The 22,934-nt window shown below is 71.7% G+C and carries 21 protein-coding genes; 7 read left to right on the top strand and 14 right to left on the bottom strand.

Going from position 1 to position 22,934, the window contains the following annotated elements; translation table 11 throughout:
• Positions 1 to 2: 2 nt before the first annotated feature.
• On the bottom strand, positions 3 to 758 hold the full coding sequence (locus ACIHIX_RS26790) for an acyltransferase (RefSeq protein ID WP_399960368.1): 756 nt from the start codon (positions 756 to 758) through the stop codon (positions 3 to 5).
• A 114-nt stretch (positions 759 to 872) separates the two neighbouring features.
• On the opposite strand from ACIHIX_RS26790, the gene ACIHIX_RS26785 reads away from it, so the two are divergent.
• Complete coding sequence (locus ACIHIX_RS26785) at positions 873 to 1,406, top strand: gamma carbonic anhydrase family protein (RefSeq protein ID WP_399960366.1); 534 nt, start codon at positions 873 to 875, stop codon at positions 1,404 to 1,406.
• Between the two features lie 3 nt (positions 1,407 to 1,409).
• Here ACIHIX_RS26785 and ACIHIX_RS26780 read toward each other — a convergent pair whose 3' ends face one another.
• The 4 genes from ACIHIX_RS26780 to ACIHIX_RS26765 all read right to left on the bottom strand — a co-directional run bounded on the left by ACIHIX_RS26780 (position 1,410) and on the right by ACIHIX_RS26765 (position 8,101).
• Positions 1,410 to 2,060 (bottom strand): DedA family protein, encoded by a 651-nt coding sequence (locus tag ACIHIX_RS26780; RefSeq protein WP_399960364.1) that lies wholly within the window; start codon positions 2,058 to 2,060, stop codon positions 1,410 to 1,412.
• Between the two features lie 78 nt (positions 2,061 to 2,138).
• The gene (locus ACIHIX_RS26775) at positions 2,139 to 3,686 is read right to left on the bottom strand and encodes a carboxylesterase/lipase family protein (RefSeq protein WP_399960362.1); all 1,548 of its coding nucleotides are present in this window, start codon (positions 3,684 to 3,686) and stop codon (positions 2,139 to 2,141) included.
• Positions 3,686 to 6,154 carry a beta-glucosidase gene (locus tag ACIHIX_RS26770; protein WP_399960360.1) on the bottom strand — a complete coding sequence of 823 codons (2,469 nt, stop codon included), beginning with the start codon at positions 6,152 to 6,154 and terminating at the stop codon, positions 3,686 to 3,688. The genes ACIHIX_RS26775 and ACIHIX_RS26770 overlap by 1 nt, the downstream gene beginning before the upstream one ends.
• 156 nt (positions 6,155 to 6,310) lie before the next feature.
• Complete coding sequence (locus tag ACIHIX_RS26765) at positions 6,311 to 8,101, bottom strand: RICIN domain-containing protein (protein WP_399960358.1); 1,791 nt, start codon at positions 8,099 to 8,101, stop codon at positions 6,311 to 6,313.
• A 394-nt stretch (positions 8,102 to 8,495) separates the two neighbouring features.
• Between ACIHIX_RS26765 and galU the strand changes: the two genes are divergently transcribed.
• Positions 8,496 to 9,440: a UTP--glucose-1-phosphate uridylyltransferase GalU gene (gene galU / locus ACIHIX_RS26760; RefSeq protein ID WP_399960356.1), complete on the top strand. Its 945-nt coding sequence runs from the start codon at positions 8,496 to 8,498 to the stop codon at positions 9,438 to 9,440.
• Between the two features lie 12 nt (positions 9,441 to 9,452).
• Here the strand turns inward: galU and ACIHIX_RS26755 are convergent, their stop codons facing one another.
• The gene (locus ACIHIX_RS26755; protein ID WP_399960839.1) at positions 9,453 to 9,890 is read right to left on the bottom strand and encodes a DUF4442 domain-containing protein; all 438 of its coding nucleotides are present in this window, start codon (positions 9,888 to 9,890) and stop codon (positions 9,453 to 9,455) included.
• Between the two features lie 86 nt (positions 9,891 to 9,976).
• Between ACIHIX_RS26755 and ACIHIX_RS26750 the strand changes: the two genes are divergently transcribed.
• Together ACIHIX_RS26750 and ACIHIX_RS26745 are read left to right on the top strand one after the other, a co-directional pair.
• Positions 9,977 to 10,894 carry a hypothetical protein gene (locus ACIHIX_RS26750; RefSeq protein ID WP_399960355.1) on the top strand — a complete coding sequence of 306 codons (918 nt, stop codon included), beginning with the start codon at positions 9,977 to 9,979 and terminating at the stop codon, positions 10,892 to 10,894.
• Positions 10,895 to 10,974: 80 nt separating this feature from the next.
• The gene (locus tag ACIHIX_RS26745; RefSeq protein WP_399960353.1) at positions 10,975 to 12,036 is read left to right on the top strand and encodes a hypothetical protein; all 1,062 of its coding nucleotides are present in this window, start codon (positions 10,975 to 10,977) and stop codon (positions 12,034 to 12,036) included.
• A 169-nt stretch (positions 12,037 to 12,205) separates the two neighbouring features.
• On the opposite strand, the gene ACIHIX_RS26740 is transcribed toward ACIHIX_RS26745, so the two are convergent.
• From ACIHIX_RS26740 to ACIHIX_RS26730, 3 genes are all read right to left on the bottom strand, one after another.
• On the bottom strand, positions 12,206 to 13,051 hold the full coding sequence (locus ACIHIX_RS26740; RefSeq protein ID WP_399960351.1) for a spermidine synthase: 846 nt from the start codon (positions 13,049 to 13,051) through the stop codon (positions 12,206 to 12,208).
• A gap of 96 nt (positions 13,052 to 13,147) precedes the next feature.
• On the bottom strand, positions 13,148 to 14,317 hold the full coding sequence (gene tuf, locus ACIHIX_RS26735) for an elongation factor Tu (RefSeq protein ID WP_399960349.1): 1,170 nt from the start codon (positions 14,315 to 14,317) through the stop codon (positions 13,148 to 13,150).
• Positions 14,318 to 14,592: 275 nt separating this feature from the next.
• Positions 14,593 to 15,315, bottom strand: a complete 723-nt coding sequence (locus ACIHIX_RS26730; RefSeq protein ID WP_399960347.1) for a DNA alkylation repair protein — start codon at positions 15,313 to 15,315, stop codon at positions 14,593 to 14,595.
• A gap of 49 nt (positions 15,316 to 15,364) precedes the next feature.
• On the opposite strand from ACIHIX_RS26730, the gene ACIHIX_RS26725 reads away from it, so the two are divergent.
• Entirely contained in the window at positions 15,365 to 16,132 is a 768-nt protein-coding gene (locus ACIHIX_RS26725) for a TVP38/TMEM64 family protein (RefSeq protein WP_399960345.1), read from the top strand.
• Positions 16,133 to 16,212: 80 nt separating this feature from the next.
• On the opposite strand, the gene ACIHIX_RS26720 is transcribed toward ACIHIX_RS26725, so the two are convergent.
• Entirely contained in the window at positions 16,213 to 17,382 is a 1,170-nt protein-coding gene (locus ACIHIX_RS26720; RefSeq protein ID WP_399960343.1) for a thiolase family protein, read from the bottom strand.
• A 118-nt stretch (positions 17,383 to 17,500) separates the two neighbouring features.
• Here ACIHIX_RS26720 and ACIHIX_RS26715 point away from each other — a divergent pair, with 118 nt between their 5' ends.
• A complete protein-coding gene (locus ACIHIX_RS26715; RefSeq protein ID WP_399960341.1) occupies positions 17,501 to 17,971 on the top strand; it encodes a winged helix-turn-helix transcriptional regulator in 471 nt (156 codons plus the stop codon).
• A 12-nt stretch (positions 17,972 to 17,983) separates the two neighbouring features.
• On the opposite strand, the gene ACIHIX_RS26710 is transcribed toward ACIHIX_RS26715, so the two are convergent.
• The 4 genes from ACIHIX_RS26710 to ACIHIX_RS26695 form a co-directional block, all read right to left on the bottom strand.
• Positions 17,984 to 18,772: an alpha/beta fold hydrolase gene (locus tag ACIHIX_RS26710; RefSeq protein WP_399960339.1), complete on the bottom strand. Its 789-nt coding sequence runs from the start codon at positions 18,770 to 18,772 to the stop codon at positions 17,984 to 17,986.
• Positions 18,773 to 18,858: 86 nt separating this feature from the next.
• On the bottom strand, positions 18,859 to 19,563 hold the full coding sequence (locus ACIHIX_RS26705; protein WP_399960337.1) for a cupin domain-containing protein: 705 nt from the start codon (positions 19,561 to 19,563) through the stop codon (positions 18,859 to 18,861).
• Positions 19,560 to 20,486, bottom strand: a complete 927-nt coding sequence (locus tag ACIHIX_RS26700) for a PmoA family protein (RefSeq protein ID WP_399960335.1) — start codon at positions 20,484 to 20,486, stop codon at positions 19,560 to 19,562. Before ACIHIX_RS26700 ends, ACIHIX_RS26705 begins: the two co-directional genes overlap by 4 nt.
• Positions 20,483 to 21,670, bottom strand: coding sequence for a Gfo/Idh/MocA family protein (locus ACIHIX_RS26695; protein WP_399960333.1), 1,188 nt, complete (start codon positions 21,668 to 21,670; stop codon positions 20,483 to 20,485). The genes ACIHIX_RS26700 and ACIHIX_RS26695 overlap by 4 nt, the downstream gene beginning before the upstream one ends.
• Positions 21,671 to 21,964: 294 nt before the next feature.
• Here ACIHIX_RS26695 and ACIHIX_RS26690 point away from each other — a divergent pair, with 294 nt between their 5' ends.
• Positions 21,965 to 22,840 (top strand): undecaprenyl-diphosphate phosphatase, encoded by an 876-nt coding sequence (locus ACIHIX_RS26690; protein ID WP_399960331.1) that lies wholly within the window; start codon positions 21,965 to 21,967, stop codon positions 22,838 to 22,840.
• Positions 22,841 to 22,934: the final 94 nt, after the last annotated feature.

Raw genomic sequence — 22,934 nt, 5'->3', positions numbered from 1 at the left:
GCTCAGTCCAGCTCCGCCAGCTTCGCCACGGTCTCCTCGTCCAGCTCCGCGAGCGCGTTCAGCTGCTCCGGGGTGATCCCCTCGGGTATCGGCACCGGCGCCGGAGTCCTGAGCGGCGGCTGCCACCCCTCCTCGGGAGTCCATCGCCGTACGACCCGCGCGGGCGCCCCCGCCACCACGGCATGGTCGGGCACGACGCCCCGGACCACCGCACCGGCGGCCACGACCACGTTCCGCCCGATCCGCGCCCCCGGCAGGATCACGGCACCGGTCCCGATCCAGCATCCGGGGCCGATCTCCACGGCTTCCATGCGCGGCCACTGCTTGCCGATGGGCTCGTGCGGATCGTCATAGGAATGGTTCGTCGACGTCACATAGACATACGGCCCGAAGTAGCAGTCGCTGCCGATGGTGACGGTCGTGTCGGCGATGACATGGCTGCCCCGGCCCAGCACCACCCCGTCCCCGATGCGCAGGATCGGCTCGGGGCCGAGGTCCAGGTCGGGCATGAGTCCGGCCGTCAGGGTGACCTGCTCGCCGACGATGCAGTGGGACCCGAGGTGGATCCAGGGCTCGCCGAAGACCGTGCCGAGCGGGAAGGCGAGCCTGGTACTCGTTCCCATCGCGCCGAAGCGGAAGCGACCCGGCCGCTCGGCGGTCACGGAGCCCGTGCGCTGCACCCAGGCCCAGCCGGCATGGACGGCGCGCTGCGCCACACGGCGCCGCCAGGATGAGAACGTGTTCTTGCGCTTCAGCACCCGCTCACGGTACTGAGCGGACGGCCCCCGTATGAGGTCGGGGGCTTGTGATCTTCGCCCTACCGGGTGGCGTACGGTGCGGAGGAACCGAGGACGGCCAGGAGGAGCGAGGCGATGACGCACAAGGCGTTGATCACGGGTATCGGCGGCAGGGAACCGAAGATCGACGGGGAGGCCTTCGTGGCCCCCAACGCGACGGTGATCGGCGACGTGACGCTCTCGGCGGGGGCGAGCGTCTGGTACGGCGCGGTCGTCCGCGGCGACGTCGAGGCCATCTCCGTGGGTGCCCACAGCAACATCCAGGACAACTGCACCCTCCACGCCGACCCCGGCTTCCCGGTGACCATCGGCGAGCGTGTGTCGGTGGGCCACAACGCGGTGGTGCACGGGGCGACGGTCGGCGACGACTGCCTGATCGGCATGGGCGCGACGGTCCTCAACGGCGCGGTGATCGGCGAGGGCTCGCTCGTCGCGGCCCAGGCGCTGGTGCCGCAGGGGATGCGGGTGCCGCCGGGTTCACTGGTGGCGGGAGTCCCGGCGAAGGTGCGGCGCGAACTGACGGAGGAGGAACGTCAGGGAGTCACACTGAACGGCACGCTGTACGCGGACCTCGCCAAGGCTCACGGCGAGGTGCACGAGACGCCGTGAACCTCAGTCGGCGGCCGGGACGACCTCGGGCTCGGCCGCCTGCTTCTCGGCCGTCGCCTTCCTGGCTTTCCTCTTCAGCACCAGCATCGAGGTCAGCCCGATGAGAACGGCAAGCACCAGCCCCAGCCAGGAGAACCGCTTCAGCCAGTCCTCCGCGACGACACCCACGTAGTAGATGACGGCCGTCGTACCCCCGGCCCAGACGATCCCGCCCAGCACATTGGCGATCAAAAACTTCCAGTACGGCATGTGCAGCACACCCGCGAGCGGCCCCGCGAAGATCCGCAGCAGCGCGACGAAGCGGCCGAAGAAGACGGCCCACATGCCCCACTTCTCGAAGGACCGCTCGGCCGTCGCGATGTGCCCCTCGCTGAAGTGCCGGGGGAACTTCTTCCCCAGCCAGGCCAGCAGGGGCCGACCGCCCTTGCGCCCGATGGCGTAGCCGATCGAGTCACCGATGACGGCACCCGCGCTGGCGCAGGCACCGAGGACGAAGGGGTTGATGTCACCGTGCTGCGAGGCGAGCAGCGCGGCGGAGACGAGGATGATCTCGCCCGGCAGCGGGATACCCAGGCTCTCCAGGCCGATGACCAGGCCCACCAGCAGATAGATGCTGACCGCGGGTACGGTCTCGAGCCATTCCTGGACGTGCACCGCCGGTTCCTCCCGTGTCCTGTGATCCCGTGTGATCCCGGCGCACGCCCGCGTGGGCGTGCGCCGGAAGCCTACCCGTTAGGAGACGGCGGCCGAGTCCCAGAGGTTGCATCGGTGCGCGCTGTGGACGGTCGTGCTCACGGCGTTACCGCCCGCGGAGGCGGTCCGCAGCGAGAGCACCTCCCCGGTGCCGGACGGCATGGCCGGCTGCCCGTCGGCATGTGGCGCTCCACCCCGCACGAAGGACCCCCAGTACTGGACCATCTGCCGGGACAGCGCCCGCTGCTCCGCGTCGAGCGGGGACTCCAGACCGAAGTGCTTGAAGAGGTACTGCACCTCGTTGACATGGGTCGCCCCGAAGTCGAAGTCCGTCCCGAGGTTGCGCAGCGAGGCGAAGGGCGGGCCCGTGCGGTCGGCGAACTCGTACGCGTAGACCGGTCCGCGTCCGGCGAGCACCTCGTCGAGACGGAGCGCCGGGCAGGCGAAGAGCATGTCGCCGAAGGCCGTGGCGTAGGCGATGGTGGGGGACGGCTGGGCGGCGAGCGGATAGTCCCGGAGGGCCTCCTCGCCGAATTCCTGCCGCATGACCGTCGAGTACTGCTCGGCCGTGAGTGGACGGCCGCCGAGGTCGAAGCGGGCGAAGGCGAACAGCCGGCCCTCGTCCTGGTTCGCGCCGTTCATCACCGGCACCCCGGCCGCGGCTCCCCGGGCCAGCGCGGCGGACGGCTGCCGCGGCAGGAAGCGTCCGCCGGTGACCGGCCCCCAGTCGAAGTCGCCCTGGGCGGCGAGGATGTCGGCGGCGGACTTGCCGCGCAGACAGGCGACGCTGTCACAGCCGAGCTTGCGCGCGAAGTCGGCGCCCTCGGTCACGGCCGTCCGGTGCGGGCGGGCGGCGCAGTCGTCGTACGCGCCGCTCTCGATGATGCCCGCCCGGAACAGGCCCTTGCTCATGGGTGAGGCAAGCTGGGTGCAGACCGAGCGGCCGCCCGCCGACTCACCGGCGATGGTCACCCGGCCGGGGTCGCCGCCGAAGCGGCCGGCGTTGGCGCGCACCCAGCGCAGCGCGGCCTGCTGGTCGAGCATGCCGAAGTTGCCGGAGACACCGTCGGACGCCTCGTCGTCCAGGCCGGCGGTGGCGAGGAACCCCAGCGCCCCCAGGCGGTAGTTGACGGTCACGACGACGGTGCCGGTCTGTCGCGCGAACGTATCGGGCACGATGTCCTGGCCGGCTCCGGCGGTGAGGCCGCCGCCGTGGAACCAGACCAGGACCGCGTTGCGGTGGGCGCCCTCGGGGACGTAGACGTTGAGGTCGAGGCAGTTCTCGGTGTACGAGGGCTGCTCGTATCCCGGGTCCCAACTCGCGCCCTGGACACACTTGTCGCCGAAGTCCTGCGCCCCGCGCACCCCTTGCCAGGGCCGGACCGTCCGTGGCGCGGTCCAGCGGAGCTTCCCGACCGGCGGCTCGGCGTACGGGATGCCGAGGAACTGCCTGCCCTCGGTGGTGACTTCACCCCGGACCAGGCCCGCCTCGGTGCGCACCACGGGGTCGTCCGACGCGGCCTGGGCCGTCGTGGGAAGCACGAGGGTGGCCGCAAGTGCCGTCAGTGCGACGGCGATCCGGCGCATCACCGCGCCACCCCCGCCCGTGTCCGCAGCCGCAGATCCCCGGCCGACGCCCCGACCCACACGTCCCGGCGCCCGGTCCCGAGCACCCAGTCATGGCGTTTCGGATCCCAGGAGGACAGCGTGCGCGCGGCGACCCGCACGGTGACCCGCCTGCGCTCCCCCGCCCGCAGGGTGAGCCGGCGGTAGCCGCCCAACACCCTTACCGGCTGGTCGAGTCGGAGGTGCGGCGAGGGTCCCACGTACACCTGCGGCACGGCGATGCCCGCCCGGCGTCCGGTGTTGCGGACGGTGAAGGTCACCGAGAGACCGTGGCCATGGGGCTCGGCGGACAGGTCCTCGTAGGCGAAGGCCGTGTACGACAGGCCGTGGCCGAAGGGGAACAGCGGTCGTACGCCCTCGGCGGCGTACCAGCGGTAGCCGATGTGGACGCCCTCCGAGTACTCCTCGACGCCGTCCACGCCCGGGTAGCGGCGTGGGTCCCCGGCGACCGGGTGGTGGTCGTCGTCGGCGGGGAAGGACTGGGTGAGCCGGCCGCCGGGGTCGGTGTCGCCGAACAGGACGGCGGCGGTGGCGGCCGCGCCCTCCTGGCCGGGGTAGTACATCTGGAGCACGGCTCCGGTGCGCTCCAGCCACGGCATCGACGTGGCGGACGAGGTGTTGAGGACGACGGTCGTGCGCGGGTTGGCCGCCGTGACGGCCTCGATGAGCCGTTCCTGGTGGCCGGGGAGCGCGATCGTGGTGCGGTCCTGGCCCTCGGTGGCGTCCTCGTAGGCGAACAGGACGACCTGACGGGCGGCCTTCGCCGCCGCCACCGCCTCGGCGACGTCCGCGGCCCGGGTCGCCGCGGTGATGCGGCGCAGCCGGAAGGTCTGTCCGGTGTCGCCGCCCTGCGCGGTGATCTTCAGGGTGTGCGCACCCTTGGTCAGTGGGAGCGTCCTGCGGCGCACGAGCAGTCCGTCCGGCGCGGCGGAGACGAGGCCGCCCGCGAAGTACTCGCCGTAGCCGGGCAGCACCGGGAAGAGGTCCTCGCCGTCGAGGAGCACCTTGGGCCGGGAGGCGGGCGCGCCGGTGAAGTGGAGGACGAAGGTCCACTCGTCGGTGTCGGGGACGGTGAGCGTCCCGTCGTACGTCCATGTCGCACCTGCCTCGACCTGCCGGCCCTCGCTGTCCAGGGCGGGGCTGAAGGCGGACGCGGGGATCGCCTTGCCGTAGAGGTCCTCGCCGAGGGCGTAGGTCACGTGCGCCGCGCGTGCCTTGATGGCGTCGAGGGGGCTGTCGGCGCGGTCGGGGACGACGTGGGCGCTGCCGCCGCCGCTGACGAAGGGCAGGGCGCCGGTCGGGCCGATGACGGCGATGGCGCCGTCGGTCAGGGGCAGGGTGGAGTGCTCGTTGCGGAGCAGGGTCGCGCCCGCCTCGGCGACCTCCAGCGCGACGGCCGCGCCCGCTTTCGCGTCCCGTTCCGGGCGGGCCGGGGCCGTGCCGTCGAGGAGGCCGAAGCGGTCCATGACGGTGAGAACGCGGCGCACGGACCGGTCGACGTGGTGCTCGGGCACGCTGCGGTTCTCGACGGCCTTCTTCAGCGCCGTACCGAAGTACGTGCCGTCCGGCATCTCCATGTCGAGGCCCGCGGCGAGGGCCTCTCGGGTGCTGTGGGCGGCGAACCAGTCGGTCATCACCCAGCCGTCGAAGCCCCAGCGTTCGCGCAGGACGTCGGTGAGCAGCGTCCGGTTCTCGCAGGAGTAGGTGCCGTTGACCTTGTTGTACGCGCCCATCACGGCGCCGGTGCCGATGCCGACGGCCGCCTCGAAGCCGCGCAGTTCGACCTCGTGCAGGGTCTGTTCGTCGACCCGCACGTCGACGGTCATGCGGTCCTTCTCCTGGTTGTTCATCGCGAAGTGCTTGACGGTGGCGACGAGGCCCTCGGCCTGGATGCCCTCGATCTCGGCGGCGACCAGGTCGGCGGAGAGCAGCGGATCCTCGCTGAAGGTCTCGAAGTTGCGGCCCGCGTACGGGGTGCGGATCAGGTTGACCATCGGGGAGAGCAGGACGTCCTGGCCGAGGGCGCGGCCCTCGTGGCCGATGACGCGGCCGTAGCGGCGGGCCAGTTCCGGGTCGAAGGCGGAGGCCAGCATCACGGGGGCGGGCAGGGCCGTGGCGTGCCGGGTCACGCGGACGCCGGCGGGGCCGTCGGCGAGGCGCAGCGGGGGGATGCCGAGGCGTTCGACGCCCGGGACGTAGCCCGCCTGGCCGAGGGAGGCGGGGTCGGTGGCGCCGTGCAGGAGGGAGATCTTCTCGTCGAGGGTGAGGCGGGCGAGGAGGCCCTCGACGCGGGGTCCCGCGCCGTGGCCGGGTCTCCCCAGGGCATGGGCGGGGGCGGCGGAGCCGCTGGTGGCCGCCGCGGCGACGGCGATCGCCCCGCCCAGCAGACGCAGGGCGGATCGCCGGGGGACGGAGACGCTGTCGGTCATGAGCCGTCACTCCTTCGGTATCTGAACGCACTGTGCGACAAAACGGACTTGACGCGGGGTCAGAAACGCCTGGGATGCGGCGGGAAAACTATGACGGCAGGTGACTCGTGTCAATGAATTGAACAAGGGCCGCCCTCGTTGGGGCGGCCCTCATGCTCAGCGAAGAACGGATCCGAGGGACGTGACGACGGCCGCCGCCTTCTCGGACACCGCGGCCGGGACCTCCACCGGCACCTGGGGGATCACCTCGGCCTCCGGTTCCTCCCGGTGATCGACCTGCGCCATGCGCGTCTCGTAGGGATCGGGATCGCCGCCGGGCGGCGGGGCCGTGCTCGGGGGCTCGACGGGGAGGCGTGGTGAAGGGACGGCAGGGAGGGATCCCTCGCCCTTCTTCTCCTCCTCCGGTTCGCCCTTCTCTTCCGGCCCGCCCTTCTTCCGCGGCTCCCCCGTGGCCGCGGAGCCGCCCGTTTCGAGCACCCATCGCTGGTCCTCGGCGCCGTCCCGGTCGGCGACCACGACGTCCCGGCCCTCGCCGGGCGCGAGGGCGAGCCCGCGGTGCCAGCGGAGCAGGATCTCGCCGCCGACCGTGAGGTCGTACTGCACCTCTCCGGCGTGGACCAGGCAGCCGGCCAGGACCACCGCGTGCTTGTCGGGGTCGGAGGCGAGGCAGAGCCCGGGGTCGACGAGGCTGCGCAGCAGGCCGTCGCCCTCGTACGACCACTGCTGCGACCGGGCCGTCGAGCAGGCGGCGAGGACCGCGGCGACACCGTCGGCGGCCGTGCCCCCGTGCAGGTCGAGGCAGAGGTCCTCGGCGGCGCTGCGGAGTCTGCCCTGTCCGACCTCCACCGGGTCGGTCGCGGAGGCGGCCGACGGGGAACCGACGGGGGTCGGCCGCACCGAGGGGGTGGTGCGGTTGCCGCTGGGGGCACCCCAGGTGGCGCCCGGGTCGGGGAGACCGTTGTCACCGGACCAGCCACGGGCGACGAGCACGGTCGCGAGCAGGGCCAGGGACGTCAGGCCGACCACGGCGACGGCCTTCGCGTTCCGCCGTGGCGCGGCGAGGCGACGGGCCGGAGCGGGGCGGTGCCGGCCGCCGCGCGGACGGGCGTCCGGTGTCTGCCGGGTGCCACCGCGGCCGGGGCGGGAGTCGAGATAGCGCCGGGCACCCCAACCGAGCACGGTCTCGGCGAGCAGGACGTCCAGGCCGCCCTCGAAATGGCTGAGCTGCTCGGCGGCGTGCCGGCAGAAACGGCACTCCGTCAGATGCCGCTGGACGTCCGGCAGCAGGGGGCCGCCGCGACGGATGGGGACATCGAGGAGGCGGTTGTAGAAGCCGCATTCCTTGGAGGGTGCGAGTTCCCGGTGAGCACGGACACAGCCCTGCCGGAATTGCTCACGGGCCTGTTGCAGGGCGTCCGCCGCGCGGCCCACGTCCACGCCCAGCAGACCGGCCGGTACGGATATGGGTTCGGCCTCGACCTCCATGTGCCACAACAGGCATTGGGAGGCCCCGGGAAGGGCCAGGAAAGCGCGCTCGGCGAGCTGCCGCCTTTCGGGTGTGACACCGCGCGCCGCACGCAGTCCACGCCCTCCGGTCGGTTTGCCCAGTTCCGGCAGCGCGGCGGAAATACGGTCCTCGGCGGCCCACTCCTTCACCGTCTCCCTTACGGCGGCCAGGAGTTGGGGACGTACGGCACCGCCGTTCGCGCGGCCGAACACCCGATGGAACGCGGCGGCGGCCACCAGCTCGGCCGAACCGGACGAGGAGGCCAGACAGATGACCGCGTAGTCATGAGTCGCCCGCCAGTGTCGGGCCAGCAGCAGGGCGGTCGCACGGGAACCGCCCTCGGCGCCGCCCAGTTGGGCGACGAGTTGACGGTCGGACTCCCCGGGGCTCGCTCCCGGACGTGGTGGGTAGGGGGGTCGTGGGGGGTACGGGGATTGCACTGAACCATTTCCTTCCGAGCCGCGGACGCGCGGGGAAAACGCATACGTCGGAAAAGCAGGTGCGTGATTGGTGCATACCTATGCCGCGTCAGCTACTGAGCGGTCACCAGGGGGCGCTCACTTTCGCACATACGAATCACAAGAAACAAGAAGTTCGAGTGACCGAAGTTCAAAACGCTGTGAATTCAGATAAGTTACCGACGGTATCCGCACCCGCATTCGAAATCGCGACCGGCCGGACGTCAAGTTGTGTGCGGGCAAAGACGGTTGGCACACGAAATCTCCAACCTCGGCACGGTCCGCGCCAGACGTACACGCGACCCCGCCCGGACCCACAGGCCGCTCCCAGGCTTCTCCCGGGGTGCTCTCATTCCAGTCGGCCAGCATGAGCCGCATGATCGCCCCCCACTCCCCCGCCCCCGCCGCCCGCACCGTGCACAAGGCGGTCGTGCCGGCCGCCGGGCTCGGCACCCGGTTCCTGCCCGCCACCAAGGCGACGCCGAAGGAGATGCTGCCGGTCGTCGACAAGCCGGCCATCCAGTACGTCGTCGAGGAGGCGGCCGCCGCCGGTCTCGACGACGTACTGATGATCACCGGCCGCCACAAGCGGGCCATCGAGGACCACTTCGACCACGCCTTCGAGCTGGAGCAGGCGCTCACCGCCAAGGGCGACACGGTCCGTCTGGACGCCGTGCGCGACCCCGCGCGCCTCGCGAACATCCATCACATCCGGCAGGGCGAGCCTCTCGGCCTCGGCCACGCGGTGCTGTGCGCCCGCCGGCACGTCGGCGACCAGCCCTTCGCCGTACTCCTCGGCGACGACCTCATCGACCCGCGCGAGACCCTGCTCAGCCGGATGCTCGACGTCCGGGACCGCCACGACGGCACGGTCGTCGCCCTGATGGAGGTTCCTCCGGAGCAGATCCACCTCTACGGCTGCGCGGCCGTCGAACCCACCGACGAGGACGGCGTCGTCCGGGTCACCGGCCTGATGGAGAAGCCCTCACGGCAGGACGCGCCGAGCACCTACGCGGTCATCGGGCGCTATGTCCTCGATCCGGCGGTCTTCGACACCCTGGAGCGCACCCCGCCCGGCCGCGGCGGCGAGATCCAGCTGACCGACGCCCTCCAGGAACTCGCCGCGGACGGCACGGTGCACGGGGTCGTCTTCGACGGACTGCGCTACGACACCGGCGACAAGGCCGACTACCTGCGCACGGTGGTCCGGCTGGCGTGCGACCGCCCCGACCTGGGCCCCGAATTCCTGGCCTGGCTCAGGGAGTTCGTGGCGACGGCCGAGGCGAACGGGGCGGTCGGTCGGCGCCGTCCCGCGGCGTGACCGACCCCTTGCTCAGCTGTTGGGACGCAGCGTCCACAGGACGGTCATCTCACCGGTCACCGCTCCGTCGCCGCGGCGGATCTCGATCGACACGGGGAATTCGGGCCGCTTGCCCGCGTCCAGCTCGGCGACGACGTCGGCGGCGGGACGCCCGAGGGTCGCGGTGGCCGTCACGGCACCCATCGCCAGCTTCTTGTAGGCGATCTCGGCGCTGACGGCGAGCGGCACGGCGCGCGCGAGCTGGTCTCCGAACGCGGCGAGCACGATGGCGCCGCTGGCGGACTCGCCGAGCGTGAACATCGCCCCGGCGTGCGGCCCGCCCACGTGGTTGTGGAACTCACCCTGGTCCGGCAGGCCGACCACGGCCTTCTCCGGCGAGGTCTCCTGGAACTCGAGGTTCAGCGTCCGGGCCATGGGCACGGTGGCGGCAAGCATCTCGCCGATGGACATCTGGTCTGCGCTCATGCCAGGCATGTTACCCACGAGTAGCGTTTGCTGACCAGAGCGGTGTGATGATCGTCGTATCCTTGCGCCCCATGTGGCCAGGAGAGAGCTCGCCGGGGGACGGCACGGATCCGCAGCAGCACGCGAACCCCTATCGGCAGCCCGGATACCAGCAGCCCAACCCGTACACGGCCGCCACGCAGCCGCCCCCGCAGAGCGGCCGGGACCGTCGTACGAGAACCGTCGCAATCGGCATGGCCGCGGCCGTCGTGGTCGCCGCGACGGTGACCGGGGCCGTGCTCCTCGGCGGCGGCAGCGACGACGGGGCGGCACCGGACCCGACGCCCACCTCGACCTCGGCCACTGCCTCCCCTTCGTCGTCCGCCGACCCGCGGGGCACGGACGGACAGCAGCCGACGGTGGCCGGCTGGAAGGTCGTGGTCAATCCGGGGCTGGGGGTCGCGTTCGACGTACCGGCCAACTGGGCGCTGGAGTCCCCCGACTGGGTGTCGTACGTCGCGGAGGACGACGATCCCGAGGACACGCCGCTCGTCGCCATGAAGGCGCCCGCCGTGCTGAAGAAGCAGTGGTGCACGTCGGACGACGACAAGGACGGTCGTACGGAGGACACCGCGCTGGCCAGCGCGGGCTCGCGCGGGAACAACGGGGCGAAGAGCACCGAGGAGATCGCCCGCGCGGACTCGGCGGCCTGGGTCTACGGCCTGTACACCCAGCCGGACAGGAAGAAGGTCACCACCGGCCCGGTCACCTCCTTCACCACCGCGTCGGGTCTGACCGGCAGCGTGGCCACCTCGCGGTCCTCCGGAGCGGTACGGCAGGGCAAGTGCGACTCCGACGGCAAGGCGACGACCTTCGCGTTCACGAACTCCGCGGGCGACTTCGCCTCCTGGTCGTTCGTCGGCGCCCAGGGCGTGGAGGGCGAGGTTCCGCAGACCACGGTCGAGAAGGTGCTGAGCACGGTGCGCGTGTTCGCGCCGACGGAATCCTGAGAGGTCCCGTTCCACTTGCTACGTCCCTGACAAGGGGCGGTGACCGAACCGATGCACGGACGCCACTAAGGTGGCCTCCCATGTGGCCAGGACAGCAGCCGCCCGGGGGCGAGCAGAACCCGCAGGACCCGAACAACCCGTACCAGCAGCCGGGGTACCAGCAACCCAATCCGTACCAGCAGCCGGGCTACCAGCAGACCGGCCCGCAACAGGGCGGGTACCCGCAGCCGAACCCCTATGCCCAGCAGCAGCCGCCCACGCAGTGGGACGCGCCCGGGGTGCCGCAGCCGGCCCAGGGCGGGGGCAACGGCGGGGGCAACCGGACGAAGGTGACCGCGATCGTGGCGGCCCTCGCGGTCGTCGTGGCCGCCGGTGTCACCGGTTTCCTGGTTCTCGGCGGCGACAAGGACGACGAGGCCGACGGCGGCTCGGGCAAGGACAAGGGCGGTACGTCGGCCCCTTCGAAGTCCACGGACACCGACCCCAGCGCCTCCGCCTCCGGCTCGGACGACAATCCGCGCGGCGGCGAGGCGGAGAAGGCGACGATCCCCGGCTGGAAGGTCGTGATCAACCCCAAGTGGGGCACCGCCTTCGACGTACCGGCCGACTGGAAGGTCGAGACGCCGGGCATGCTCATCGGCTTCGAGAAGGACGACGCCAAGGCCGGCGACAAGCCCATCATCACGATGTCCGCCCCGGCCTACCTCAAGGAGTCGTGGTGCACGTCCGACGACGACAAGAACGGTGACACCGAGGACACCGCCCTGGCCACCGCGGGCACCAAGGGCGCGAACGGCGCCAAGGACACCGACGAGGTCGCGGTCAACCAGGTCCCGTGGTGGGTGTACGGCGGCTACACGCAGCCGGACAAGAAGAGCATCACCTTCGACGAGAAGGCGGAGAAGTTCACGACGACCTCGGGCGTCGAGGGCAGCGTCGCCTGGGCCCGGTCCAAGAACACGCCCCGCAAGGGCAAGTGCGCGACCGACGGCAAGGCGGTCACGTTCGGGTTCAAGAACTCCGCGGGCGACTATGTGGCGTTCAGTCTGTACGGCGCCACGGGCGTCAAGGACGAGCTCCCGGACTCCACCATCATGAAGATCCTCGGCACGGTCCGCCTGCACGGCGAGCCCACCGGCTGACGCCGTGGCGTGACCAGTTCTTTCGCCGCGGACCCGACGGGGCCGGGCGCACCTGCACGCCGGCCACCTCCGCCGCGTTCGTCACCCGCCTCGGCAGCCAGGGCCCGCTGATCGGCGACGCGGTGGCGGACGGGCCGCCGAGGCACCGGCACAGTCCGTCGGGACGGACTCAGCCGATACCGAACGCCCCGTCCGGGGGCTCGGGTGACGGGACCGCGTCCTCGTCCCGCACCGGCCGCGCAGCGCCCGTGAACGTGCGCAGGGCGTCCCCGTGCTCGACCCGGGCCGGAAAGGCGTCCGCGGCCATGAGCCGGGCCAGTGCGGCGGTGTCGAGGGGACGCCGGGCGGCGACGACCACGGCGTTCCCGAACCGCCGCCCCCGCAGCACACCCGGCTCGGCGATCAGCGCGAGCTCCGTGAACACGGTCCCCAGCGTGGCCAGTTGGGACCGCAGAAACGCGAACGGCGCGGCATCGGCGAGGTTGGCCAGATAGACGCCCCCGTCCCGCAGCACCCGCCCCGCCTCGCGCACATACCCCGCGGACGTCAGATGCGCCGGCACCCGCGAGCCCCCGAAGACATCGGCCACGAGCACGTCCGCGGAGTCGGCGGGCGCCCCCTCCAGCCACGTACGCGCATCGGCGGCGTGCAGCGACATGCCGGCGCCGTCGGGTAGCGGCAGCTGCTCCACGACCAGCTCCAGCAGGCCCCGGTCGGCCTCGACGACGTCCTGCCGGGAGCCCGGCCGGGTGGCGGCGACGTACCGGGGCAGGGTCAGCGCACCTCCACCGAGATGCAGCACGTCCAGCGGCTGTCCGGGCTCGGCCAGGATGTCCAGGACATGGCCGAGCCGACGCGCGTACTCGAACTCGAGGTGCGTCGGCTCGTCCAGATCGACGTACGACTGAGGTGCCCCGTCGACGGTGAGCAGCCAGGCCCGTTCGCGGTCGACGTCAGGCATGAGCTTGGCGAACCCGTGATCGACGACACGGGCGACGGGGATGGCTTCGGTCACCTGTCCATTGTGCCTGGGCCTTCTTGGCCTGGGGGCGCGGGGAACTGCGCGACCAGCCACATACGGCCCGCAGTCCCCCACACACCTCAGCCACCCTCACACAACGGCTGTCACCGTCCCCGCACCAACAGTCCGACCACCCTCACGAATGGCGAACCCGAGCCCGGGCTCCAGAGGTACATCCCTCCCGAGCTCAACAGTCATGGTGACCGTCTCCCCGGGCCGAGCGACCGCCACCTCACCAAGGTCGACGTCCCCCACCACATCCGCGGTCCGGATGTAGAACTGCGGCCGATACCCCGTCGCGACCGGCGTCGTACGCCCGCCCTCACGCGAGGACAGCACATACACCTGGGCCGTGAACCGCCGTCGCGGCTCGACGGAGCCCGGCGCCGCGACCACATGCCCCCGCCGCACCGCGTCCCGCGGGACGCCCCGCAGCAGCAGCGCCACGTTGTCCCCGGCCTGCGCCTCCTCCATGGGCTTGCCGAAGGTCTCCAGGCCGGTGACCACGGTGTCCACGGAGGCTCCCAGCACTTCGACCCGGTCACCCACCTTCACCGTCCCCCGCTCGACCGCACCGGTGACCACCGTCCCCCGGCCGGTGATGGTGAGCACGTTCTCCACGGGCAGCAGGAACGGCGCGTCCACGTACCGCTCCGGCATGGGCACATACGTGTCCACCGCGTCGAGCAGCGCCTCGACGGACGCCGTCCACCGCGGGTCGCCCTCCAGCGCCCTGAGCCCGGAGACCCGTACGACCGGGACCGCGTCCCCGCCGTAGCCCTGCGAGGTGAGCAGGTCGCGGACCTCCAGCTCGACGAGGTCGATGAGCTCCTCGTCGCCCGCGTCGGCCTTGTTGAGGGCGACGACGATGTGGTCGACGCCCACCTGCCGGGCGAGCAGCACGTGTTCGGCGGTCTGCGGCATGATCCCGTCGAGCGCGGAGACGACGAGGATCGCCCCGTCGAGCTGCGCGGCACCGGTGACCATGTTCTTGACGTAGTCGGCGTGGCCCGGCATGTCCACGTGCGCGTAGTGCCGGGTGTCGGTCTCGTACTCGACGTGCGCGATGTTGATGGTGATGCCGCGCGCCGCCTCCTCCGGGGCCCGGTCGATGCGGTCGAACGGGACGAAGGTGCCGGCGCCGCGGTCGGCGAGGACCTTGGTGATGGCGGCGGTCAGGGTGGTCTTGCCGTGGTCGACATGGCCCATGGTGCCGATGTTCAGATGCGGTTTGGTGCGCACGTATGCCGTCTTGGGCATGGCTGTACCTCGAAGCCTCGTAAGTGGCGATGGGGACCCCAAGGACTCGCCGACCCTCCCCCTGCGGGGTCCGCCGGACGATCCGGGGAGGGTCAGCTTCGGGCGCCGTCGACGGCCGTCAGGAAGACGGGCACGGCAGCCTTCGGTGCATCCGCGACCGCGGATGCTGCGAGGACGAAGGCGTGCCGGAACATGGTGTCGATCATTGCCGACGGTTTGCCCGACGTCGAACGATTTTTCAGGGCAGGGGGTTCACGTTTTCGGGGCGGGGAGGTTCACGCCCCGATGTTCTTCAGTGCCTCCCGCACCGACAGCGGCGCGAAGCGGCCCTCCTCGCGCGCGAGGAAGCTCCGTACGGCCTCCGGGTCGGTCTTGGCGTACTCGCGCAGTGCCCAGCCGATCGCCTTGCGGATGAAGAAGTCGGGGTGTCCGGACTGGTGCAGGCAGTAGGTGAAGAGGCGTGCGGTGTCGGTGCGTTCCTTGTGGCGGAGCTGGTGGAGCAGCGCGGTGCGGGCGATCCACAGGTCGTCGTCCACGATCCAGGCGTCCATGTCCGCCTTGAGCGCCGGGTCGGCCGCGACGAGGGTGCCGACGACGTGCGCGGCCAGCAGGTCCACGGTGTCCCACCAGGGCACGGTGGAGACCAGGTGCCGGGCCACCGGCAGGAAGCCGGACGAGAGGACGCGCGCGTGGCGGCGCAGACAGTCGACGGCGAAGTACTGGTACTCGCGCTCGGGCAGCCGCCAGCAGCGCAGCGCGATGGCCGTGCAGTCGGCCTCGTCGGGGCGCGGCACGCCCTCCATGACGGTGCGGGACAGGGCCCGGCGGACGGGGGTGGCAAGGCCGAGGAAAGGGGCGACGTCCTTCATGTACGCGCGCATGGGCTCGGCCCGCGCGGGGTCGGCCGCGGCGCCGTACGTGGCCGTGAGCCGCTCCAGCACGGTGTCGGCGAGGGCACTGCGCGGCAGTGAGGGAGATCCCACACCTGTGACGCTCATGAGACGAACCATACGGCGATCACACACATCGGTCGGTTAGTGTCACCGGATGCTCGATGCCACCACCCGCTCTGGGGGCACCGCCACGGCCCGTCCCCCGGCCGCCGCCACGGAGCTCGCGCTCACCGCACCCCTGCCGGTCGGTCTCGCCGCCCGCTGCTCCAGAGTGCTGCTCTCGCCCTGGTCACGGCTGTCCCTGCTCGTGGCCCTGCTCGTGGGCGCGGGTGCGACCGTGCTCCTCTTCGAGCCACAGCGGCTGCTGGCGGACGGCTGGCCACCGCAGCTCGGCGGAGCCGCGGCGGCCCTGGTCTTCGCGGCGGCGTACGGCCTGTGCACGGTGGCCTTCGTACCGCGCCCCCTGCTCAACCTGGCAGCGGGCGCCCTCTTCGGCACCCAGCTGGGGCTGGGTGCCGCCCTCGGGGGCACGGTGCTCGGGGCCGGCATCTCCTTCGCCCTCGGCCGGATCCTCGGCCAGGACGCCCTGCGTCCGCTGCTGCGGGGCCGCTGGCTGAAGGCCGCCGACGGTCAGCTGAGCCGGCACGGCTTCCGCTCGATGCTGGCGGTGCGCCTGTTCCCCGGGGTGCCCTTCGCCGCCGCGAACTACTGCGCCGCCGTCTCGCGCATGGGCTACGTCCCCTTCCTGCTGGCGACGGCACTCGGCTCGATCCCGAACACGGCGGCGTACGTGGTGGCAGGCGCGCGTGCGTCGACGCCGACGTCCCCGGCCTTCCTGATCGCGATGGCGGCGATCGCCGTACCGGCATTGGTCGGGGCAGTGGTGGCCTGGCGCAAGCGCCACCATCTCCGGGCACGCTGAGCAACCTGAGGGGCGCGGGGCTGTATCAATGTGCGGCTCCGCCGCGTGGGCGCGACCAGCCCCCACCCGCCCGCAGCCGCTCAAACAGCCTCAAGCACCATGGCGTTGGCGAGTCCCCCCGCCTCGCACATGGTCTGCAACGCATAGCGAGCGCCCCGCTCCCGCATCGCATGGACCAGCGTCGTCGTCAGCCGCGTACCGCTCGCCCCCAACGGATGCCCGATCGCGATGGCACCCCCATGCACGTTGACCTTGGCCAAGTCCGCCCCCGTCTCCTGCTGCCAGGCCAGCACCACACTGGAGAACGCCTCGTTGACCTCGAACAGGTCGATGTCGGCGAGCGACAGTGAGGCCCTGCGCAGCACCTTCTCCGTGGCCGGGATGACCCCCGTCAGCATCAGCAGCGGATCCGACCCGGTCACGGCGAAACTGTGCAGCCGCGCCAACGGCCGCAGCCCCAGACGGGCAGCCGTCTCACTGGACGTGATCAGCACGGCCGACGCCCCGTCGTTGATCGGGCTCGCGTTGCCCGCCGTGACGTTCCAGTCGATCTGCGGGAAGCGCTCGGCGAAGTCGGGGTCGTAGTACGCGGGCCTGAGTCCGCCGAGGATCTCAGCGGTACTGGACGGCCGCACGCACTCGTCCCGCCCCACCCCGTCCAGCGGAGCCACCTCCGCGTCGAAGAGACCCGCGGTCCACGCCTCGGCCGCCTTGTGGTGCGAGGACACCGCGAAGGCGTCCATCCGGTCCCGGGTGATCGACCACTTGGCCGCGATGAGCTCGGCGCTGATGCCCTGCGGGACCAGCCCCTCGGGGTAGCGCTCGGCGACACCCGGGCCGAACGGGTCCTTGCCGGGCGGAACGTTGGACCACATCGGCACCCGGCTCATCGACTCCACACCACAGGCCACGACGAGGTCGTACGCGCCCGCGATGACGCCCTGCGCCGCGAAGTGCACGGCCTGCTGGGAGGAGCCGCACTGGCGGTCCACGGTGGTCGCCGGCACCGTCTCCGGGAAGCCCGCCGACAAGGCGGCGTAGCGGGTGGTGTTCATGGCCTGCTCGCCGACCTGGTCGACGGTGCCGCCGATGACGTCGTCGATCAGTGCCGGATCGACGCCGGAGCGCTCGACGAGGGTGCGCAGGGTGTGGGCGAGGAGCTCCACGGGATGGACGTGCGCGAGGGAGCCGTTCGGCTTGCCCTTGCCTATGGGGGTGCGTACGGCTTCGACGATCACTGCGTCACGCATGGATGGGGCCTCCAGCCTGGAACACGGGCATTACCGGTCAGTAGGAAATCCGAACTCACCATAGCCCTGTGAGTTGGAAAATCAAACCCACTCCTGGAAGCCCCCTAGAATCGGCCCCATGGCCGCCCCCAAACACCCGCGCCCCTGTTCCATCGCCGACACCCTGGCGCTCGTCGGCGAGAAGTACTCCCTGCTCGTCCTGCGCGAGGTCTGCCTCGGCAACGGCCGCTTCGACCAGCTGGTGCGCAACATCGGCGCCCCGCGCGACATCCTCGCCACGCGGCTGCGCCGGCTCGTCGAGGCCGGGATCCTGACGAAGCGCGCCTACAGCGAGCGTCCGCAGCGCTTCGAGTACCGGCCGACACGGGCGGGCCTGGAGCTGGAGCCGGTCCTCATGACCCTCATGGCCTGGGGCGACCGGCATCTGCACCAGGACGACGACCGGCCCATGGTCGTCGAGCACTCCTGCGGCAACGAGCTGCTCCCCGTCGTCACCTGCCGGGCCTGCGGCGCGGACGTGCGCCACGAGGACCTGAGCGCCCACCCGCAGGTCCCCGGGTGGACCGTGACGGGGCCGACGGCGGCGTAGCGACGCCCCGGCTCAGCGGTGTGCCCGGCAGAACGCGCGGACGGCCTGGTTGAAGCGCTCCGGCGCCTCCAGGTTGCTGACATGTCCGGCGCCGGGAAGCAGCACCAGCTCGGCGTCCGGAATCGCCTCCTCGAAGGCGCGGGCGACGTCCAGCGGTGACCGTGCGTCCAGCTCGCCCCACACCAGCAGGGTCGGCACGGCGATCCGGGGCAACACGTCACGCTCGTCCGCCTCGGCCATCATGAGCAGCTGCGCCCCCAGGGTCTCCGGGCGCACGTCCCGCGCCATCGCGTCGAGCAGCGGCACGAACTCGGCGGGCGGCTCCCCGGCGAACAGACCCGGCAGCGTCGGATCGAACTCCTCGCGCGGCGCCGCGAGCATCCGCCGCGCGCCCTCGGCCCGGGCCGCCACCTCCTCGGGCGGCAGGGAACCCTTCCACCCGGCGTAGGTGTCGACCAGCAGCAGGGCCGAGACCAGCTCGGGATGGTGGCGGTACAGCTCCAGCGCGACCGTCCCGCCCCAGGAGAGGCCGACGACACGGGCCGGACCGAGCCCCACGTCCTCGATGACGGCGGCGAGGCAGTGGGCGTAGTCCGCGAGGGTGAAGCCGGGCGGCAGGTCGGAGGAGCGCCCGGCACCCGGCTCGTCCCACGCCACGACCGTGAACTCGTCGGCCAGCGTGAAGAGCTGCGGCCGCCACATCCGGGCGTTGTATCCCGCGCCGTGGACAAGGACCAGCGGTGGTCCCTGGCCGACGCGGTCGTAGGCGACCTCGACGCCACCCACCTGCACCGTGGCCATGCCTCCAGGCTAGGCGAGGGGGCCGCCGGTGTCGCGACGGCCCGGAGCCCGGCTCGGCCGTTCTCGAAGACGGCCCGCGGCCCGGGTCAGTCGCCCTGGTAGACGTCCAGTCGCCCGCACATCCCGAACTTCCCGTGCTCCAACGGCTGTTCCGCCCGCACGACCGCGTCGGCGAGATGGGAGAGGTCGCCCCGTTCGAGACGGTCCAGCTGCTCCCCCGTGGCCGCGGCGGCAGCGGCCGCACCGTTCTTCCAGCGTTCCCGCCACTCGGCGAGCCGGGGCCGGACGAGTGCGGCGGCGGCCCGATGGAAGTCGGCCAGCCCTTGGGGAGCCTCCCGCAGCAGCCGGTATCCCTCCAGGGCGAGGTCGCGCCGGGCCCGGGCGATCCGCTCCCGTTCCGCCTCGGGCGCGTCCGCCGGGATCGTGGTCGCGGCGGCGTACGTCTCCGGGTCGGTCAGATACTCCGGCGGCAGGGTCAGCACCGCGTCCCCCGCCTCCGGCAGTCCGCTGTTCTGCATGAGGACGGTGATCCGCAGCCCGCCCTCGTTGACCAGCCGATGGACGGTGCCCGGCGTGAACCGGGCGACCGTGCCGGGTACGAGGGGCGTGACCTCGTACCCGGCCGTCGTGAGCGTCTGCACGGCACCCCGGCCGCCGGTGACGACGTACGCCTCCGAACAGGTCAGGTGCATATGGGGAGTTCCGCCGTGCAGACCGTCGGCGGCGGGCCAGTCGTACACGCACAGGTGCGAGACGGCGACCCCGCCGGGGAGCCCCGCGTACGGGGTCACCACGGGTGGGTGTCCAGGTACTTGGCGATCTCCTCCCGCTGCCAGGCGCCGTCGGCGACGACGACGCGGTAGCGGCGGGTGAGGGTGGCGCCCGGGGCGAGTTCGAGCTCGTCGTAGAAGGCCCAGGAGGGAGCGACGCCCGCGAACGGGTCGTTGCGCACGAACCAGTGGGCCGGGTGGGCGCCCCGGGTGCCGAGGTGGTCGTTCTCCGGGGCGTGCTCGAAGACGAGGGTGGCGTGGCCGTCCGTGCCGTCGTGCTCGCCGGAGAAGGCCAGCCAGGGCGCCTGGGCGCCGAGCAGGTCCGGGCCCTCGGCGTCCGGGGCGGTGATCCGGCCGTCGCGGAAGGCGCGCGGGCCGCGCCAGAACAGGCCGGTGTACCCGGCGAGTTCGCGTCCGGCGGTGGTCGGGCTGCCGAGGCGCAGCGGCTCGTCGCGCCGGTTGGTGATGGCGCTCGTCCAGGTCAGCGCCCAGGAGCGGGACTCCTGGTCGACGTCGTGGATCTCGATCCGGCGATCCTCGTCGGCCCACAGCTCGCCGCTGTACGGGTGCCAGGTGAGGCGCTCGGCGATGACGGCCCGGTCGTCGTGCGCGGCGACCTCGTCGAAGGCGACGTGGGCCATGGAGCCGACGCGCTCGGGGAGTTCGAGGTATCCCTCGCCGTGCACATAGGAGTTGCCGCCCCACAGGTTGGCACCCGACACGTGCGAGGCGGTCAGGGACAGGCCCTTGTGCCAGCGGTGGTCGTTGGGCCGGTAGTCGGTGACGACGTCGCCGGCCAGGGTCCGCAGCGGGTGGATGTACGGCTTGGGGGCCTCCCACGCCGCCTCCGGCCGGTACACGTACGCGAGCAGCTCGACGCCGGTGACCGGGTCGGTCACGGTGACGCGGTCGCCGTGCGCGTGGGCGATGCGCAGTGCGCTCATGCGGGTACCTCCTCACCGGACGCGACGTTTTCGGAGGATACGGCGGATACGGCCGCCTCCGCGGCCGGTGCCCAGCCGGGGGCGTCGCCGTGCATGGCCGTGTGGAACGGGTCGCCCGGGCCGATCTCGCCCGCCTTCACGGTGACGTCCGTGAACGCCGACTTGTAGAGCGCGGCGACCAGTTCGAGGCTGGTGCGCCCGTCGGCGCCGCTGCCGCGCGGACGTTCGCCGGCCCGCATGCTCGCGACGAGCTCGCGCAGCTGCTCCAGGTGCGAGCTGGGCACGTCCGCGCCGAAGTCCCGCCAGGCGTCGGCCTCGTCGCCGGACACGTCGGCGGCCGGGGTGATGTGCCAGTTCGCGTTGGAGTGGCCGTACAGATGGGTGAGTTCGACGGTCGCGCGCTCGCAGTCGATACGGATGCGGCTGACCTCGTCGGGGCTCAGGACGCTGTTCACGATCGTCGCCATGGCGCCGCTCTCGAAGCGGACCAGGGCGGTGGAGACGTCCTCGGTCTCCACGTCGTGCACCAGCCGCCCGGCCATGGCGCGGACCTCGCTCCACGGGCCCAGCAGGTCCAGCATGAGGTCCATCTGGTGGATGCCGTGCCCCATGGCGGGACCACCGCCCTCGGTCGCCCAGCGGCCCCGCCAGGGCACTGAGTAGTAGGCGGTGTCGCGGTACCAGGTGGTCTGGCAGTGGACGACCAGCGGCCGGCCGAGGGCCCCCTCGGCGAGCAGCCGGCGCACATGCCGGCTGCCCGAACCGAAACGGTGCTGGAAGACGATGGAGGAGTAGGGGCCGCTCTCGGCGCCCTCCTCCGCCTCGACCGCGGCGTAGTCGGCCAGCGTCGGCACCGGCGGCTTCTCGCACCAGACCCAGGCCCCGGCGCGCAGCGCTGCGATGCTCTGGTCGCGGTGGAGGGTGGGCGGCGTGCAGATGGTGACCAGGTCGGGCCGCTGTTCGCGCAGCATGCGGTCGAGGTCGGTGTAGGCGTGCGGGACCCCGCCCGTCGCGCAGAACTCCTCGACGGCGGCGGCGTCGATGTCCACCGCGGCGACCACCTCGGTCTGGCCCTCGTCGGCGAGCGCGGCCAGCGCGGGCAGATGGGAGCCGCGCGCGATGGCGCCGGTGCCGATGACGGCCGCGCGGATACGGCGACCGTCCAAGGGAGTGAGGGGGGACATGGGCGTGATCAGCACTCCTCGAACGAACGGCAGACAGCGCCGACGCCTGCCACCCGGCCAGCAAGCGCTTTCTCTCCGCAGCAACCTAAGCGGCGACACTATGACCGGTCAACAGGTCGTAGCCCAGCTCGCGAGGTCTTCTCACACCCTGGTCACCAGTACCCCACGAAGCCCCTGTGCCGGGCCCGTCACCACCGGACGCTAGGCTTCCCTCCGCACCCGCGATCACCGTGACCCGACGGCTCGGTGTGCCCGTCGCTCCTCCCACGATCAGCGCTTGGACTCCGTACCTCCATGTCTTGGTTTGAATCGCTCGTCCTCGGACTCGTCCAGGGGCTCACCGAGTTCCTGCCCGTCTCCTCCAGCGCGCATCTGCGACTGACCGCGGCCTTCGCGGAGTGGGAGGACCCGGGAGCGGCCTTCACGGCGATCACCCAGATCGGCACCGAGGCCGCCGTGCTGATCTACTTCCGCAAGGACATCGGCCGGATCATCTCGGCCTGGTTCCGGTCACTGACCAACAAGGCGCTGCGCAGCGACCACGACGCCCAGATGGGCTGGCTGGTGATCGTCGGCTCGATCCCGATCGGCCTGCTCGGCATCACGCTCAAGGACCAGATCGAGGGCCCCTTCCGCGATCTGCGGATCACCGCGACCATGCTCATCGTCGTCGGCATCGTCATAGGCGTCGCCGACCGCATGGCCGCCCGCGACGAGAGCGGCGGCAAGCACCGGGCGCCGACGCAGCGCAAGTCCCTGGAGGACCTGGGCGTGCGGGACGGCCTGATCTTCGGTCTCTGCCAGGCCTGCGCCCTCATCCCGGGCGTCTCCCGTTCCGGCGCCACCATCAGCGGCGGCCTCTTCATGGGGTACAAGCGCGAGGCCGCGGCCCGTTACTCCTTCCTCCTGGCCATCCCCGCGGTGCTGGCGTCCGGCCTCTTCGAGACCAAGGACGCGCTGGAGGGCGGCCATGTGGAGTGGGGGCCGACGATCTTCGCGACGATCATCGCGTTCATGGTCGGTTACGCGGTCATCGCGTGGTTCATGAAGTTCATCTCCACCAAGAGCTTCATGCCGTTCGTCTGGTACCGCATCGCGCTCGGCATCGTGATCATCGTGCTCGTGTCGATGGGCGCGCTGAGCCCGCACGCGGCGGAGTCGGCGGGCTGACGGAGAGCCGGGACACGTCGTCCCGGGGCGGAAACCAACATGTTCGCCCAGTGAACTCCGTGACCAATCACATACGTTGTGCGTAGCCGTTCGG

The sequence above is a fragment of the Streptomyces sp. NPDC051913 genome (assembly GCF_044593635.1).
Lineage (GTDB): Bacteria > Actinomycetota > Actinomycetes > Streptomycetales > Streptomycetaceae > Streptomyces.
This window is presented reverse-complemented; position numbering and strand designations above follow the sequence as displayed.

Coding starts and splice junctions, on each gene's coding strand:
- ACIHIX_RS26785 (WP_399960366.1), top strand. CDS start 873: ATGACGCACAAGGCGTTGATCACGGGTATCGGCGGCAGGGAACCGAAG.
- ACIHIX_RS26775 (WP_399960362.1), bottom strand. CDS start 3,686: ATGCGCCGGATCGCCGTCGCACTGACGGCACTTGCGGCCACCCTCGTG.
- ACIHIX_RS26770 (WP_399960360.1), bottom strand. CDS start 6,154: ATGACCGACAGCGTCTCCGTCCCCCGGCGATCCGCCCTGCGTCTGCTG.
- galU (WP_399960356.1), top strand. CDS start 8,496: ATGATCGCCCCCCACTCCCCCGCCCCCGCCGCCCGCACCGTGCACAAG.
- ACIHIX_RS26755 (WP_399960839.1), bottom strand. CDS start 9,890: ATGTCCATCGGCGAGATGCTTGCCGCCACCGTGCCCATGGCCCGGACG.
- ACIHIX_RS26750 (WP_399960355.1), top strand. CDS start 9,977: ATGTGGCCAGGAGAGAGCTCGCCGGGGGACGGCACGGATCCGCAGCAG.
- ACIHIX_RS26745 (WP_399960353.1), top strand. CDS start 10,975: ATGTGGCCAGGACAGCAGCCGCCCGGGGGCGAGCAGAACCCGCAGGAC.
- tuf (WP_399960349.1), bottom strand. CDS start 14,317: ATGCCCAAGACGGCATACGTGCGCACCAAACCGCATCTGAACATCGGC.
- ACIHIX_RS26730 (WP_399960347.1), bottom strand. CDS start 15,315: ATGAGCGTCACAGGTGTGGGATCTCCCTCACTGCCGCGCAGTGCCCTC.
- ACIHIX_RS26725 (WP_399960345.1), top strand. CDS start 15,365: ATGCTCGATGCCACCACCCGCTCTGGGGGCACCGCCACGGCCCGTCCC.
- ACIHIX_RS26720 (WP_399960343.1), bottom strand. CDS start 17,382: ATGCGTGACGCAGTGATCGTCGAAGCCGTACGCACCCCCATAGGCAAG.
- ACIHIX_RS26715 (WP_399960341.1), top strand. CDS start 17,501: ATGGCCGCCCCCAAACACCCGCGCCCCTGTTCCATCGCCGACACCCTG.
- ACIHIX_RS26710 (WP_399960339.1), bottom strand. CDS start 18,772: ATGGCCACGGTGCAGGTGGGTGGCGTCGAGGTCGCCTACGACCGCGTC.
- ACIHIX_RS26700 (WP_399960335.1), bottom strand. CDS start 20,486: ATGAGCGCACTGCGCATCGCCCACGCGCACGGCGACCGCGTCACCGTG.
- ACIHIX_RS26695 (WP_399960333.1), bottom strand. CDS start 21,670: ATGTCCCCCCTCACTCCCTTGGACGGTCGCCGTATCCGCGCGGCCGTC.
- ACIHIX_RS26690 (WP_399960331.1), top strand. CDS start 21,965: ATGTCTTGGTTTGAATCGCTCGTCCTCGGACTCGTCCAGGGGCTCACC.